This window comes from Duganella fentianensis (genome assembly GCF_964031615.1).
Lineage (GTDB): Bacteria > Pseudomonadota > Gammaproteobacteria > Burkholderiales > Burkholderiaceae_D > Rugamonas > Rugamonas fentianensis_A.
This window is the reverse complement of the sequence record NZ_CAXIQN010000022.1, coordinates 654,304-670,603: the sequence shown is the minus strand read 5'-3', so window position 1 is coordinate 670,603 and position 16,300 is coordinate 654,304. Positions and strand designations below refer to the sequence as shown.

General features: G+C 51.1%; 15 protein-coding genes. 1 reads left to right on the top strand and 14 read right to left on the bottom strand.

Annotated features, from left to right (window positions below):
• Window positions 1-149 precede the first annotated feature (149 nt).
• The 3 genes from ABNT42_RS20165 to ABNT42_RS20155 form a co-directional block, all read right to left on the bottom strand.
• On the bottom strand, window positions 150-611 hold the full coding sequence (locus tag ABNT42_RS20165; RefSeq protein WP_348700003.1) for a serine acetyltransferase: 462 nt from the start codon (window positions 609-611) through the stop codon (window positions 150-152).
• Window positions 612-776: 165 nt separating this feature from the next.
• The gene (locus ABNT42_RS20160) at window positions 777-1,883 is read right to left on the bottom strand and encodes a glycosyltransferase family 4 protein (RefSeq protein ID WP_348700001.1); all 1,107 of its coding nucleotides are present in this window, start codon (window positions 1,881-1,883) and stop codon (window positions 777-779) included.
• Window positions 1,883-2,827, bottom strand: coding sequence for a DUF535 family protein (locus tag ABNT42_RS20155; protein WP_348699999.1), 945 nt, complete (start codon window positions 2,825-2,827; stop codon window positions 1,883-1,885). The genes ABNT42_RS20160 and ABNT42_RS20155 overlap by 1 nt, the downstream gene beginning before the upstream one ends.
• A gap of 227 nt (window positions 2,828-3,054) precedes the next feature.
• Here ABNT42_RS20155 and ABNT42_RS20150 point away from each other — a divergent pair, with 227 nt between their 5' ends.
• Window positions 3,055-4,062, top strand: a complete 1,008-nt coding sequence (locus tag ABNT42_RS20150; RefSeq protein WP_348699998.1) for an acyltransferase family protein — start codon at window positions 3,055-3,057, stop codon at window positions 4,060-4,062.
• Here the strand turns inward: ABNT42_RS20150 and ABNT42_RS20145 are convergent.
• The 11 genes from ABNT42_RS20145 to epsE form a co-directional block, all read right to left on the bottom strand.
• A complete protein-coding gene (locus tag ABNT42_RS20145; protein ID WP_348699996.1) occupies window positions 3,988-5,073 on the bottom strand; it encodes a glycosyltransferase in 1,086 nt (361 codons plus the stop codon). The two genes, ABNT42_RS20150 and ABNT42_RS20145, sit on opposite strands and share 75 nt — an antisense overlap.
• 21 nt (window positions 5,074-5,094) lie before the next feature.
• Window positions 5,095-6,003 carry a hypothetical protein gene (locus ABNT42_RS20140; RefSeq protein ID WP_348699994.1) on the bottom strand — a complete coding sequence of 303 codons (909 nt, stop codon included), beginning with the start codon at window positions 6,001-6,003 and terminating at the stop codon, window positions 5,095-5,097.
• 130 nt (window positions 6,004-6,133) lie between these two features.
• Complete coding sequence (locus ABNT42_RS20135; protein ID WP_348699992.1) at window positions 6,134-7,381, bottom strand: polysaccharide pyruvyl transferase family protein; 1,248 nt, start codon at window positions 7,379-7,381, stop codon at window positions 6,134-6,136.
• 11 nt (window positions 7,382-7,392) lie between these two features.
• On the bottom strand, window positions 7,393-8,268 hold the full coding sequence (locus ABNT42_RS20130) for a nitroreductase family protein (protein WP_348699991.1): 876 nt from the start codon (window positions 8,266-8,268) through the stop codon (window positions 7,393-7,395).
• 171 nt (window positions 8,269-8,439) lie between these two features.
• Window positions 8,440-9,894, bottom strand: a complete 1,455-nt coding sequence (locus tag ABNT42_RS20125) for a polysaccharide biosynthesis C-terminal domain-containing protein (protein ID WP_348699989.1) — start codon at window positions 9,892-9,894, stop codon at window positions 8,440-8,442.
• A gap of 108 nt (window positions 9,895-10,002) precedes the next feature.
• Window positions 10,003-11,547: a hypothetical protein gene (locus ABNT42_RS20120; RefSeq protein WP_348699986.1), complete on the bottom strand. Its 1,545-nt coding sequence runs from the start codon at window positions 11,545-11,547 to the stop codon at window positions 10,003-10,005.
• Window positions 11,548-11,567: 20 nt separating this feature from the next.
• Window positions 11,568-12,254: an exosortase-associated protein EpsI, B-type gene (epsI, locus tag ABNT42_RS20115; protein WP_348699985.1), complete on the bottom strand. Its 687-nt coding sequence runs from the start codon at window positions 12,252-12,254 to the stop codon at window positions 11,568-11,570.
• Window positions 12,251-13,156, bottom strand: coding sequence for an exosortase B (xrtB, locus tag ABNT42_RS20110; protein WP_348699983.1), 906 nt, complete (start codon window positions 13,154-13,156; stop codon window positions 12,251-12,253). The genes epsI and xrtB overlap by 4 nt, the downstream gene beginning before the upstream one ends.
• Window positions 13,149-14,018 (bottom strand): chain length determinant protein tyrosine kinase EpsG, encoded by an 870-nt coding sequence (epsG, locus tag ABNT42_RS20105; RefSeq protein WP_348699981.1) that lies wholly within the window; start codon window positions 14,016-14,018, stop codon window positions 13,149-13,151. Before epsG ends, xrtB begins: the two co-directional genes overlap by 8 nt.
• 11 nt (window positions 14,019-14,029) lie before the next feature.
• A complete protein-coding gene (epsF, locus tag ABNT42_RS20100) occupies window positions 14,030-15,436 on the bottom strand; it encodes a chain length determinant protein EpsF (protein WP_348699979.1) in 1,407 nt (468 codons plus the stop codon).
• Window positions 15,437-15,494: 58 nt separating this feature from the next.
• A complete protein-coding gene (gene epsE, locus ABNT42_RS20095) occupies window positions 15,495-16,283 on the bottom strand; it encodes a polysaccharide export protein EpsE (RefSeq protein WP_348699977.1) in 789 nt (262 codons plus the stop codon).
• Between the last annotated feature and the right edge of the window lie 17 nt (window positions 16,284-16,300).

Below are 16,300 nucleotides of genomic sequence, written 5' to 3'. Positions count from 1 at the left end.
AATTTAGCGCATACTTGACCACTTCTAATATGCAAGCAAATCCGGCCAAATTGCTCATTACACAACCTATAATTAATACCTTGAATCTCTAATCACTATGATCTATTCAGACTTCGAATACGCTGCCTAGACTCCTGTGCATGCCTAAATTATTGCCGCTCAAATGCGCGATAATTGGGCAGTTCCTCTGGCCGATTAATGCGCACCACTTTAGCGGGCACTCCCACTGCTACGGCAAAATCCGGTATATCGGATAGCACGACAGCGTTAGCGCCTATCGAAGCATAGGCGCCAATCCGAACAGCTCCAATTACCTTAGCGCCACTGCCAATAATCGCGCCGGCACCGATAACTGGTACGCCTTCACTTCCTGAACGCCCCCCCAAAGTTACACCGGCGCCAATAATCGCATTATCCCCAATCACCGCGCGGCGGTGAATAACGGTCCCAAGTCCCTCATAGCTAAACAACACATTGCGCCCAACAGAGGCGGACGGCGGTAGGACCACGGCAAAAATAATACGGTTAAAGCTTTTCAACACAAACGGTAACAGAGGAATGCGGTGCCGGTAGCACCAATTCGCCAAACGATAAATCCGCAGCACAATCATTCTCACCCCTATATTTGAACAGATTACAGCGAGGTATCGCCTCTGTCTCAATCGACAATCAACGTAGCCATAATCGTCTTCTTCGTCTGAAAGTTAGACTACTTGTCTTGAATATTATACAAACACTTGACCGACCTGCCATCAGCCCCAGCTACCTGTGCACCTTTAGAATTCCTGGCCCGATACGCTTGATGACAAAAAGGGCGCATATAAGTCGTCCAAAGCTTTCAGTACTGCCGTAGTCGAGTAAAATTTAGTAACACGCTCGAAGGCGGCGAGACGTAACTGTTCACCTCTTGCAGGTTCCTGCAATAATTGCAAAATAGCTTGGCTCAAAGATGGTATGTCACCAGGCGTAAGCAGAATGCCACAACGCCCTTGATCTAAAACCTCGGGGATACCTCCCACATTGGTCGAGACAACAGGTATGCCTAGCGCCATCGCTTCCAATACACAAATCGGCAAACCCTCAAAGTATGAAGGCAACACGAGGACGTCAGCGCTCGCCAGCAACTGATCCTTATCCGACCCATCAACCCAGCCGGGTAAGTGCAACGCCGCTTCCACGCCCAGCTCACGAGCCAGAGCGGCAGTTCCCGCCAAATCACCGTCGCCAGCTAATGTGAATCGCGCCTGCGGAACCTGCGCCAAGACTACTGGCATCGCACGTACCAGATCGTATACTCCCTTTTTGTCACGTAGCCGCCCCAGAAATAACACATGGCGACGTTCAGCCGGTGCCGGTGGCAACGTTCCAACCAGCGCTACTGGATTGCCCAGCACTGTGATTTGTGCACTAGGAGCAATCTGTTCAAGTGCCGCTCGCCACGAACTCGTCAATGCCACCACTCGGGCTGCACGGCACAGTGTTAGACTTACCCAGCGCTGTCCCAATGGACCGCACTCATCGCGATAGAACACTGGAAACTCACCACTGTGCAAATGGAATATGTACGGTACCCTAAAGAGACGCGCCAGGGCGCAAAACAGCGACTTACGCCAGAAACTGCCACGGGAGGCACTATGTACATGCAGCAAACTGACGCGGCCGCGCAAAAGCAATCCAATGAAGGTCAAAACTGCCCCACCCATTACTCGCATCTGCGCCAACATGCGCGGCGTATCATAGGAGCTCAGATAGAGCACTTGCCATCGTTCAAATAGACCCATAGCTTGGTAAAGGCGAACCACAGCAGTCATGCCCCCCGGGGCATCCAAGCTAGTGCCAACCATAACTACTTGGCCAGATTTCAGTAATCGTCTATCGAACATCAGACTTCCAGTAACGAATCACGCTCTGTCGATGCAGTAAGCCGGTAATCGCGTAACGCCCGCTCGGTAGCATTACTAATTTCCTGCCAGTTTTCACGTCGACTGGCTGAGCGTTTACGGTGCTTAGGCGACACCTCGGACAGCGGCTTAGAGTAGAACGGCAATGGCAACTGGTACGCTCCACGCTCCAACTCGACTCCCCCCAAGCCAGTCCAGAACGCGTCATAGGCGTTGCTAAAATGAATGGCTGCAGCCTCGTCGTATACGATGTGCGAGGTGGCCTTTACTCCCAATACATTTTTTAAATCCAGAGCCTGCGCCACCCCTTGCAACGCATATACGCAAAAGAAGCTGGCGGAGTTCTGCGGAAAGGCCGCCTCGAACAATTCGTGCAGATTACTCCCATCACGTGCACGACCCTGATTGCGGCCGATAAAGATTGTAGGTACTGGCGGGAGCCCAACAATACTGCCATCTACCCAGCTAAAACTAATACGATGCAAGTTCTGGTCGTTAACTAAAAAAGTAAGGCGCAAGTCCCCTTCGGAGGGGGCATTGACCTCAAGCGCTAAGCGCACAGCGAAACTGGTATCGCCAACCGTCTTACTCCACAGAATTAAACCGACAGGATCAAGATAGACTGAACGCTTATACTCAGGGTTGAAATAAGCATCCTCGAATTGATAATGAGCCAGCACACATTGGCTGCGCTGTCGCATACTTTGCCCAGCAATTAAATAATCGCGGCGACACAAATGGTGAAACGGTTCCGGCTTAATTGAGCGCAATGCATAGTTACGATAGCTATCAAGCTGAAACAACTCCTGCGTCTGCTTCGGAATCAATAAAACCCGCGACGAACGCAAAATTACAGCCAGCCAAGACTTAAGGCTGAGCACGCGACGCTGGGCACGCCAGTACTTAAACAAACTGGACAAAATCATTGTCTACCCTTCTATGAATGTGAACGTACCGACCAACTGACCTAGTAATCTTTGGCTAGTGCGCCGAACATTGTAAATCGTTCATCAAAATGTTGCAAAGGCTTACCTGTATACAACTCTCTTGCGGTGCGCCATTACGCTGAACGATGATCGCAATTAAGCTAACTCGATAGCAAGTCAAAATAAGCACAAGCTACAGAGTGACCATTATTGAAAGAGGAGTTCAAATGAATTGGATCAATAATGCTCGCGTCTTGGCAGTATTAGCAGTAGTTTGCCTGCATGCGGCAGCAGGAGTCGTAACCAAGATCTCGGATTGGCATAGTGGGATATGGTGGGAAGGCAACTTATTCGATGCTGCGACCCGCTGGTGTGTGCCGGTATTAGTAATGGTCAGCGGCGCATTATTGCTCAACCCTGATCGACGCGAGGATACTTCAACTTTCTATAAAAAGCGCATCGCACGCGTTCTCGCACCGCTACTATTCTGGTCGGCCTTCTATTTATGCTGGCGTTACTTAAAGGGCTGGTATAGAAACACTCCGCCCACAACAAGGGAGTTGCTCGATAGCATACTCAAGGGCGAACCGTATTTTCATCTGTGGTTTCTATATATGATCACTGGGCTGTATCTATTGACTCCGATAATTCGCTTAGTGTTACAACAAATAGACCGCACCAAATTGATTTGGGTGATGACTACGCTTTTCCTATTAAACGGAGCCAATAGCGCAGTTACTATATTGCTACAACTAGAACTAGGCTTTCCATTACACGGGTTTATTAGCTACCTTCCGTATTTCGTTGCCGGCCATCTGATCGCAACCACGGTCTGGCAACCGAAATCATGGAAACTTTCCCTAGCACTAGTTTGTACAATTTCAGCAACCGCGGTCGGATGTTACCTATGCAGCATCACATTAGGCCTAACGCGCGGATTGTACTTCTACAATTACCTCAGCATAACAGTTGTGCCAATGTCGCTCTGTATCATGCTGCTATTTAAAAAACACTCGACATTGCTACCACGCAATAGTGCGCACATACTCAGCAGTTTGTCCTTGGGCATCTATCTGGTGCACCCGGTAGCACTAGAACTAATAGAGCATCTGATAGCAGCGACAGACTACCCAACCTTCATGGCAATCCCGTGCACTACTTTATTCGCCTACAGTGTGACTGCGATCCTCTGTTGGCTCATCAGCAGAGTCCCGCTGTTGAATCGCATGATCTAAATTCTCATAAACCAACTCACGCGCAGCGATTGGTAATAGTGGATCACGCAGGGGAATGAACAGTCCAAGCAATAGCGTAATCGCGCTATAGTGCCAAAGAAGCAATGTCCACGATCCCCCACCAAGAGAACGCTTCCTTGCACATAGCAGTACGAACCACCCCAGCCACACAGCAGCATAACCAGCAAGCCAACTACCGTTATCAAGCAGCAATAACCAACCAATCAGCGCGGATGAAATATGCATCGCGGGAACAGCCAAAGCATGCGCCTGACTGCGCAGCGCGCGTACAAACCAAGGCTTACCAAGAGCCCCGCGCACCAATACACCAGCGGCAGTAGCGCGACCGTTGCGCCACAAACGCGCGAGCATAGCCACGCTCGTCTCGAAATGCCCTTCATGCATTACTGCTGGCGTTGGCAAGCGCAGCAGACGCCATCCTGCCGCACGAAGTCGCATACCCAACTCAGCTTCTTCGTATGCACGCAACCAGCGATTCCCCAAATAACCAACCTGATCAATCGCCTCCCGCCGATAAAGACCACCACCACCTAGTTCGCCAACTTCGATCGGCACGGTGAGCGCCACCGCCTTCTCGGCGCGCCGCTGGTCGTACACGGTTAGCAGGCGGGAATCAAGCAGCTTGCCTGCCACCCCTGCTAAACCACTATCGGCACAGAGATGCGACAAAGCCGTCGCCAGAAAACCAGGCTGCAAGATCATATCAGCGTCCAATACGTACAAATATGGCGCTTGCGTATATTGAAAACCAAGCTGAACAGCAGAACCACAATTGCGGTCACCGACATGCAAGAATTGTACAATTCGAATCGGGAAGCCTTGGGCAATCTCTACTGTCCGATCAGTCGATAGTGAATCAACCAGCAACACCTCACCCTGAACACTCTGCGCCTCGCTAACCGCCGCCTGCAAGCAGGCAGCGATACGTCGTTCTTCGTTCAGTGCCTTGATAATGATAGTGACTTTTGGCTGAACGCCTTTTGCTTGCATGTATAACCTAGTTGATTCAAATTATTTAGCCATATCCAAGCGCAAAGTTTCCCATAATGTGTAACGGGGAACCGAACTTGGGCAAACCGTGTTGTATCGATAAATACCAAAGTACCACTGATGAGGCTCCTTCACGCCTGCTCGAAGAGTCGGGCCAACACGGTTAACGGCTTGGGTGCCATTAACCCATACTTTCCAGTACCCCTTCCCGCCTGCGGCCACAGAACGATCATCTAGCAGAGCTTCGATATGCACGTCAATCATTGTCCCATCAGACAACCCGTGCACCTCACCAGCACGCACTGTTGTATTGGAATTAACCGAATCATCAGTAACGCCGAACACTAATTGAAGTTTGGACGGATTCAAATTATCAGTATCAGCATAGAACGCAATAGATGGTGACGTGGTAGGTGGCTTGATCTGCCACAACAACACTGGATCTTTACCAACCGGTAAAAACTGCCACTTGCGCGCCACGGTTGCATCACCCAATTTGAACCGCAGATTCCATACCAACGGTACATCAGGCAATAGTGCATAAGACGACGCCTGGGCTCGACATAAGGTTCCGGACTGTCCTTCCCCTGCGATATTTTGCATCGTGACGCCGGTTGGAGTCCACTCAACACGCCCTGGGATGCCATTCCCTATAGTACCGCTCAGAATAGTCTGAGTGTTATTTGTATTCGCCGAAACAATAGTTGCCAAACGGGGAGTGCCATCCTTAGTAAAGCCACCAGTGGTACCAAAATCGTGCAGACGGGCTGCAGTGCCTGCGTTGACATATGTCGGCGTAGTACCAACTCGAACGTAGCCCGAGGCTGTGTAATACAAAGTCGCCGATGGCGTAACCTGTGTCTGCGCACCAGCCAGACCGCATATCAAAGAACCAAACAAGAGTCCCGCATAAATGTGTGGATTTTTCATTTCAACTCCTTGGAGGGCGCTCATCGGTGTTACCACTTGGCGCCAAAACAATCATTTGTTAGAGAAATAAATATTAGTCTCAAAAATTTTTATTTCACTTTAGCACAAAAAGTTGAACTCCGGAAAAATATTACGAGTGAGCTAGCTCCTTGGCCAACACTTGTGCACTTAATCGGGCTTTGTCTTTCCACTCAGGCATTTTTTCCTTAAGCACGGCACGAATCACACCTTGTTCACTCTGCAACATTAATAGATTCTGCTGCAAGGTCAGTGCACTAACGTTTTGGGTTGGCAGAACATAGCGCTCATGCCCAAACAGGTCACGATTCAATCCCCGCGCTTTGACGCTGTAGGCAATCGACACCGTAGGCACGCAAGTCGAGAGAGCAGCGATGGTGGCATGCGTACGAGCGCCAATAAACAGCGTGCAACGGGCAATGATGTCCTTTAGTTCGCAAGCATTCAACCCAGCGGGCGCGATTTTCACCCTTTCCCCACCATTTAACACCTGTTGCCGAATCGCGTCTAGATAAATTTCATCGTTATTTCCCGAAGCACCATCTAACGGAACAACATGAGGAACGAGCAATACTGACATGCTAGTGTTGGCCAAGACCCACTCAATGAAAGCCACCGTTTCTTGCGCCACAGTACCAGATCGACCGCTACGAGCATACGTTTTTTCAATTAGCGGACTTACGTTCAGCCCCAACACCCCCTCTGATCCCTGGATCGGCCAAAACGGCGCCACATCGACCTCGATGCGATCCAATGCGAAGGCAGAATCAGCCACGGCAACCACGTTAGCTTCTACACCAATCGACTTCAAGTAAGCAAGCGAGTGGCTTTCACGGATCGACACCATATCCAGTTTGCGCAAATGAACTGAAAGTTGGCGCTCCACCCGAGCATCACTACTAAATGGACCTACAGATGCTCCCCATAGAGCCACCCGCTTACCAAGCTCTATCGCACGCTCAGCCACGCCGACAAACATGAACAAAGATTCCAATCCATAGTCGAGCGAAATATTGTCCCCGCCAATCGACACCACTAGATCAGCCCGCTTTAGGTAGGGCTCTAGGTCCGCGCGGCCTGCCAAGGAGGGCCACGCCAACACTTTCAGCCAAGGCAACCGGCGGCACAAGCGCCCCCGCCACTTGAAGCTAGAGGGTAATGCTGGGCTTGGCACAAACTCAATACCTTGAGCAGCCGCATCTGGCCATTGTGCAGAGTCACGCTCCGGATCGAGAGACGGTACCAAAAAGTGCGCATCCGGAATCTGTGCGCGCAGTGTAGCCACACTTGATCGTACTAGAGCCTCGCAACCGCGATTGCCGAAATTATTTTGGCCAGTGAAATAAATGGTGGTGGTCATGGGGTTCCAGTTCAAATATAGTGCAAAACATCACTCAGGGGACGGCGTGGACTTTGAGCCACACGCAATTGCTCGGGCAAGTGGCCTACGGCTAACAGCATAATCACGGCATGATCCTCAGGAATGCCCGCAACCGCCTTAAGTGCTCGGTCCTGACCAGGCTCAACACTCCAGTTGAGACAGCAACTTCCTAATCCCAGCGAGTGCAGAGCATAAATCAGACTCATGGCAAATAGCCCGCCGTCTATCCAGCACTGGTTACGCTCGCCAACACTTAGAAACGTATCCAGCCGAGAAGTGATCACGAGAATACGGTCAGCGCTTTCGCCGAAACCACTATTGCCATTTTGCAACGCCAACAATGCCTGCTTACGCGCAATATCGCTGGCTACAAACACACTGCCTGATTCACGATTACAGACCGATGGTGTCTTCTTTGCCATGCAGACTGCGCGTTCGATCAACTGTTGATCAATCGGGTCGGGCGCGAACTGACGTACGCTGTAACGCATCGCAAAGAATGACTCAAGATCGATTCGAGCAGCAGCGTAAATTGATTCACGATCAACCTTTAGGGTCCCCCCCTGGCCTTCTGTTGCGTTCTGCTGCAGAGCCATAAGTTCGCGCAACTTTGGCACCATCCACCGAACATCAGCATCTACGCGCTGATTAAAGCTAACATATTCATCCAATGTATTGAGGGCGCGACGAGTAGTATGATTCGGTCCGAAGCGATGGGTAAATTCATCCACACACGTTAATACTTCAGCGACCGCATCTCGTCCAAAACCAGGACGCGGCACAGGCAAAGCTAAGCCCTTCTCAATGCGATGATAGGCTTTGATTAAGCGCGCCTCTATAACCGACGGAGCGCGGTGACGTAACATACCCGAGTGCCGACGATAAACGCACCAATCATAGCGATATGCCAGAAGCAACCGCAAATTTGCCCGACAATCGCGCCAAATCTGTCGCAATGCCTGCTGCCCTCGATGAGGGATTAGTGAAATTAAACTTCGGGCTATTACATTCATGGATCAAGAACCTGGCAAAGAAATTTACAAAATCACAAATCGTGCGGGAATTATTCCCCGAATTAAAGTTCTCTCAGCTTCGCGTAGCGGTTTTGTCAACACAGCCAGCAATAAGAAGACTCCACCTATCACAACGGCTGCCAAAGATAGCTGCAGCAACGGTGCACCGTCGACAATTGGTAGCAGATAACCTACTATCGCAGCACCCACGCCAGCAACACACAAGCGTAAGCTACCGCCAATGTCCCATTCAATTGGGAATCCGCGCCGGTACAATAGATAAACAGCACTTGCTATCCAAACTAACTCGCTGCAAATCAGGCCTAGGGATGCCCCTTCGGTGCCAAGCCAGTGAATCAGGAGCAAGGACAACGGCAAGCTTGCCCCCGACATTAGTGTGGCCACTAAGTTTGAACTTGCCTGCTCTACAGTCATAGCGATCATTGCCACCATCAAATGTACAGTTTGCAACCCAATAAAGAGCGTCACCAGCATCAGTAAAAGCCCGGCATGGCCATACTTGCCACCTGTGACCCAACTTGCAAACCTATCGCCGTAAAGTCCGAAAAATACCGCTACGGGCAAAATCCCGATTAGATTGAGTTTGAGCACGAGATTGGCCACATCAACCAAATCGCTTATTTTTCCTCGAGCCAGATAGCGCGACACCATGAGTGGACGAAGCCAGCCAGCCAACAGATGTGCCGGCAAATAATTGGCCAGCATATCAGCAATCGACTGTGCAAAACCATAAGCAGCGGTTTGCGCCAAGCCCAGCATGCGAGTAATAATCAGTTTAGCTACGTTTTGGCCATATGCCTGACCGATCAGCTGAATCAGATAAAATCGACCAGCCATTCCCCACATTCCACGGACCTCATAGTGAGAATCCCCCCCCTCAGCATCAACGTCGCGACGCAACTGCCTGTATAGCAGAATGTATCCCAATGCCATTGCTAACACTACCGCCACCAACTCGGTCACGAGAAGGACATCGATGTTTAGGTTGCGTCCGGCAAGGAGAATAGCGCCAACCACGCCGACTTTAATTAGGTTGCGCGTCATAGCCATCGCCTGCGCGCTTCCTTGAAGCAAGAGCGCGGCCAACACCTCGTCAAGCATCGCTAAACTAGCGGCCGCCATCAGTAAGATAACAACCAACGGCAACAAGCGCTCCTGAATAGGTAATCCCAATGCTGGTAGTACGTACTCATGCAAGCCTAAAAGCAGTGCACCAAACAGCAGTGAGTGGCAAATACGGCGCACAAACAGCCCCCCGATAAACGCGTGCAGTCTGCGAGGCGTAGCACGCAGCCGAAATTCAGCAACGTACCGTTGGGCGATGGTCGACAACCCAAGCCCAGTGGAAAGATAGAAGACGTCAATTAGCGCAATCAACGCTACATATGCACCATAATGGTCTGCTACCAGATGACGCACTGTCAAAACAAGGAAGCCGACCCCTAAAAGAGCCGACATGACCTTACCAGACAAAAAGTACAGCAAGCTTTGTCTCGCCCGCGAACTCGAATAATGGTTCAAGAAATTACCATAGGAAGATGAAAAATGTAGCGCCTAGCGTCAAACTCAACCTACGGCGCGCCCCCGAATGCGCAACGCCGTAATTTTACCTGCTGAGCAGGCTACCTGTGCCAACAGCAACATAAGCAAGATTTGCATGTGCGCAGAATATAAAAGATCTGTGTTGTACGGCAATTCAGCAGCAGTTAGCATAATCCCAGCGCTGACCACCACAAGCAACCGCTGCTCCGACGGCACCAATCTACTATCCGATGACAATCGATAGGCCAACTGGTAGGCTGCGAACAGAGCTGCCATCAACGCGCAGCATCCAATCAGGCCACATTCCCACAGGAGCACCGCCAATGAGGAACGCGCTACGGTGAAAGGATACCTGGCCGCCACCTCTCCTACTGCAGTGACCCCTTTGCGAGTAGCCCCCATGCCATGTCCGATCAGTGCATCAACCATGTTAGTCTGTTGCGTGTACCAGAAGGTAACCGCTGCAGCGCGACTCATTTCAGTACGAGCGCCACCTAACGCAGAAGTATCGAGCGCGCCTTTAAGAACCAAATCGCTGTAGCCTCCGAAATGCTGCTCGACATAGCTATTGGAATACTGATATTTATAAAGCCCAAACATCGCACCAGTTAATCCAAACACCACTATCAGCATCCCAGCCGCTGCTACCGGACGTAGCACCAACTCCCGCCTAAACGCGAAGGCCATAACCACAGGCAACATCAACACAGCGAACTTTACTTCAGCCAACAACAGTGCTCCCAATCCGCTGATCATGATCAGAGCCCAATGACTAAAGCGCAGTTCCCCTTTTCGCCATCGTACAGTTACCAAAGTCATTGCGAAGACAACGAACAAGCCCATCGAACCGCTAGCTCCGCCACCATTGGGGTCCCCGCCGAAGGCCCCCACCACCGCATCCCAAGGTGAACCACTTCCAAGCGACACTACCGTACGCCGCGCGGCGACCACAAATCGTTGATACAGCACCAGAGGTAGTTGTAGCGGTAGCAGCCATGGAAGCCAGTGCCAAACTCGCGCTAATAGACTTGGATTTATCAGGCCACTCGCCAGTACTGCATAGAGCCCCCAAATAAAAAAGTACTCGCGTGCACTGAGCAGAACTTGAAAAGGAGGATTTAAATTAATTAACGTAGAACCAATCAAGGCAGCAAAATATACCACCAGACAACCGATAATCCAGCCATTCAGGTGCGGTCGGAAAGGTGCCTGAAAAGTGTCTTCCAGCCTACGATGCATCAATTCAGCAGGCAGACGTAGCAATAAAAGGAAGCCAAACAGGAAGGGAATCCAGAACGCCTTTTCAATACGCGCGAAATAGACCAATTGCCCGACGACCAAGAATGCAGTAAGCACCATCAGTCCCACCACGTGGCGTAATGGCAGCATAAACATAACGACACCACCGACAACCACCACGACCAATGCGGCCGCAGGCATCCCGAATAGAGCCACCAACAGGCCACCGAACATTGCAAAAAAAAGTACCAACACCAACAACAGTGCCAGTCCCCAACGCCCACGACGCGCCGGCAAAGCAGTTGGTTTAATTGCCAGTCGCGTGCCCATTCGCTTGCCGATTGCGCCTATCATAAACGCAGCCCCATCAAGCGCTTACGAGTTTCTGGCGCCAATTGCTGTGCCAAGGACTGCACGAACTCGTCGTGCAGCTGATATGCGCGCATCGAATCCCGATCTATTGAGGACACCCGAAATAGTAAGCCATCCGGGATTTCTCCATGCAGGCCATAATTAAGCTCCGCCAACTTTTTACTGACCCCGCCCACTACCGCACGATCGCCAACCGTAGTCCAATAGGTCACTGGCTCATACCTTTGCTGGGCCAAATTAGTTTCCAGGCGTTTAACCGGGATAGTGCCCAAAGGCCCTGATAGCTGTCCTGTGCTGCTAGACGTCAACTGAAAGCCCTGTGCCGGATAGCATACTTCAGGATAGTGAACCTGATTTGCATCGCCCTGGTCGCCACCATATGCGATAGATAACATCACTCGCTCGCCGTTGCGATTGACGTAAGTTCGAGATAGCGTTTGCGAATAGATACGCCGTAATGTTGCGGCAGTTTCCGGATTGATAACAGTTGCTTGGGTATTGATTTCCTCACGCCACTCCCCAAACGCAACCGGCACCATTTTATCAAGAACCACTGGTGGAAGATGAGCCGAGAGATAGCGGGTAGGTGTGAGAACAGTAGCACCAATGCTAGCAAGCAACATGCTTCCGCCTAGCAATATTGCGGTAAGAGTGGACCGTTTCACTGTATTGCTCCCTTAACGGGCACCGCACGGCCTTGCCGCCAACGCACAACCATCATAAGAAGCGAATCAATGCTAATAATTAGGACCAACGCACTTACAAACAGCACCATGCCAGCGAAGCCGTGCAGGAAACCTTGACCGGCAGCGTCGCCAAAATAATAGGTAATTAATGTAAGCGTCACAACGCGAATCACATTGGCAGTAAAAGAAATCGGCACGATCAAGATGGCAAGCATCACGTTGCGTAACGCCGACGTGTTACGTACTACGTTCATGTAAAACAGGCCCAACGACTCAAGTGTTAGCAAGGTCTGAAGTCCTGCACAAGCGTCTGCAACGAGCAGTTGATATTGTCCAATTTGCAGAATCACGCCACTACGTGCAATTGGGTAACCGAACCAGAAGAGCACATGCTCAGTTGCCCATGATACTGCCATCTTCATAGGCATAGTTAGTGCACTCACTACGGCACTCGGCAACGGAACCATGAACAGCATAAAAAAGAAAGCGAACCATAGTTGAGCCAGCACTCGCCCACCACGTTTGAACCACACCAGTGCAACAAGCACAAAAATAAAAGAGCTAATTTCAAATAATAGGATCTGCTGGGAGCGGCCTAATACATATAAAAGCAGGCCAAGCACCAGCAACGGTAACGCGGCCGACGCATGTCGTACACTGGGGCCACTCAATAACAGATCACTGCGACGATAAAGTAGCCAAAGTGCCAAGCCTAATATTATAGGGCCATGCGCCTGTTCCTCCGTGGACCAAGCACCCGTCATTAAACTATAGAAAGTCGGCACATACATGGCTGCAAAGCCAAGTATGATCGCGCCCCATTCAGGGAAAGCGGCGCGTACCTTTTCACGCCAGTACATGTTATGCACCAGTTCAGTCATCGAATTCCACCAAAACCGTACCAATGATACGTGCGCCAGTATGCTGCATCTGCTCGGCCACAGCCGCCACATCATCCAGAGAAGTATGATTCTTGCGAACTACCAACAAAACCCCACCTGCCCTGCCAGCAACCGCAAGTGCATCCGAGCCAATGCTAAACGCTGGTACATCATATAGCACCACGTCAAAGCGACTTTCAAGTTGGGTATTCAACCCATTGAACGAGCTGCGGCTAAGCATTTCCTGAGGATTCGGCGGCAAAGTGCCAGCAGCGAGAATCGATAAGTCAACGAACTCGTCGACCTTCGCGATCACATCAAGCGCAGCACGATTGGCCAACACATCCGACACGCCTTGGCGCTCGGTTAGGTTAAAGATATCTTGCTGCTGCGGATTGCGTAGATTCGCGTCCACCAACAGTGTGCGTTCGCCCAATTGAGAAAATACTACGGCAAGGTTTGCGGCAAATAGGCTGGCACCGTCGCTAGGATCAACACTGGCTACCACCAACGCCTTGCGGCCACTACCGAACCACCCCAGCATCAACTGGCTACGTACCGCGCGCAGAGTTTCCACCTGCGCCGAGAATGGCTCGTAAGCTGCTACTAGCTTTTTCGAATACTTGCTATCGTCTTTGGTCAGATAAGGATAATCAAACTGCCGGGCCAGGACCTGCTGGATGTCGGCCTCGGTAATCAGCCCCAATCGCTGAGCCGCCTCACCGAAACGAATCCCAAGCTCCTTTTGCATACGCAGCACACGTTCGGCATTTTCCGGCGTGATTTTCCCAGATGCCAATAGGATACCGCCGATGCTGGATTCGCCACCTGGCATTGCCACGGGATTTACGGATTGAGTCATAGTCGCGTCCATTATTTAAGCGCCAGTCGGCGTCCGGAGAAAGTATTGATCAGGGTGCGTTTGCGCGGCTTGTCAGTCCAGTCTATGCTACCCAGAACTGGAACACCGGTAACCTCAACCAGATCATTCTGGGAACGCACGCGGCGGTTAAGCATCTCAACCAGCAGAGCAGTAGCGATGCCCAACACGGTACCCACGAAGATAGCCAAGGCAGTGTTGAGCAAAACTTTAGGACCGGATGGCTCAATTGGTGGAACTGCAACATTCAGGATCGCAATATCAGACTGTTCCGATTGTGCTTCGATGCGCGTCTGCGACAGACGCTGCATTGCAGTGTCGAAAGCGCGCTGTGCACTTTCTACGTCCTTAGCCAGAACATTCATTTCGTCGCGTGTGCGGTTTAACTCCAGTACCTTATCCTTTTGGGCCGCTAATGCGGCACGGATAGTAGCTTCTCGCTGCTGCAAAATCGCAGCATTATTTCCAACACTATTGGAGGAGGTCCGCATTTGTGCCTGAAGGTCCGATCGGATCTTCTCGACTTCCGCCTTAGCACTTTGATAGTTGGGGTGGTTCTTGTCGAGGCGCTGACTGATATCGGCAAACTTAGCTTCAGCGTTACTAAGCGCGATCTTCAGGTTCTGCACCAATGGGTTGCCATTAACGTCAGGAGATTCAGCGCCATCACGGCCGAGGGCCATATTCCGACGAGAGTTGGCTTCAGCCACCTGCGTCTGAGCCGCTACCAGTTGCGCCGACAAGTCGTTCAGGCGTGCGGACTCAACATCGAGTCGGTTGTCGACGCTGACAATGCCATGCTCCTGTTGATATTTCGATAGGCGGCTTTGCGCCACCTCAACATTATCCCGTAGCAACTTACCCTGATCATTGAAATAAGCCGTAGCTTTTTTCATCGGGTCAACCTTAAGTTGGAGGCTGGCGCGCTGATATTCTTCTGTAAAGGCGTTCGCCACCGCAGCAGCGAACTGGGGATCGTTGCCTTTGAAACTAATGGAAACTACGCTACTCTCCCGCGCTGGCTCAATCTCTAACTTTTTAAGCAGTAGATCCGCCAACCAATCGCTCACCGTACCGCGCCCGTTCGTAGCATCACGAAACTGTTGAATTACAGCTGGATTTTTGTCCAAACCCAGCCGCTCAGCAACTTTCGACGCAACCGTTTTACTGCTGATGATATCCACTTGGGTCGCCATATAGCCCGGGAGTAAAGAACCCGGAAGCGTCATTCCAGTAACGGGATCAACACCCTTATAGTTCAGCACAACCGAACTGGTAGCGCGGTATGTCTTCGGCAGCAGTAGGCTGATTACTACGGTCGTGAGCACCGTCACCAGTAAAGTAACCAAAGCAATATATTTGCGCGCACGCAAAATCAGTAAAAATTGGGAAAAATTCATAGGGTACTTTCAATCGAGGTTTAGCGCGGGTCAACCCGTGCCCACAAGCCCGCTTCGCTTAGAACCAGCTTTCTTTCACATACAGCACGTCATCGGGTTGCAAAATGTCGTCATGCTTGGCATCGAACGACAGTAACTTGCCATTGGTATCACGGCGCTTGATTACCATGCCACGCTCAGTACCTCGAGGAGTCAGCCCCCCACCTACCGACAGCGCCTGCACGACGGTTAGCCCTCGCTCAAGACGGAAATTCCCTGGACGCTGCACTTCCCCATACACATAAAAGCGTGGCGCACGCTCTACATAAACGACGTCCCCGCCGGCCAGCTCATAATCTTGACTCAGTTCACCACTACGCATCATCGCGATGATATCGACCACATCCTTGGTGGTGACCCCATTGCGCTTACGAAGCAGGTTCAAAGTATCGCCGCCGTCAGCCGAAATGCCACCGGCCATAGCCAATAGATCAATAACGCTACGCTTCCCCTCCAAAGGATAGCGGCCAGGCCGATTAACTTGACCCAACACTGAGATTTGCTGACTCTGCAATGTGGTGACCAAAACATTGACCTGGGGCTTGCGAACAAAGCCACCACTTTCCAGTCGGTCGCCAATCTTTTTACCGGCCAGCGATGGTGACAAGCCAGCAACCGCAACCTCACCTATCAACGGGAAGGTGATATTGCCCGCCTCATTAACACGTGTCTCCAAAGCCAAATCAGGATTTCCAAACACCGACAAGCGCAGCACATCACCGGGGCCCAATAGAACTTCGGCGGCACTCACGCCATTTAAGGAAAACATCAGCAGCAACGCGGCTACCCAATTTGCGAGTCGGTTCATGATTTACTTAATCCTAT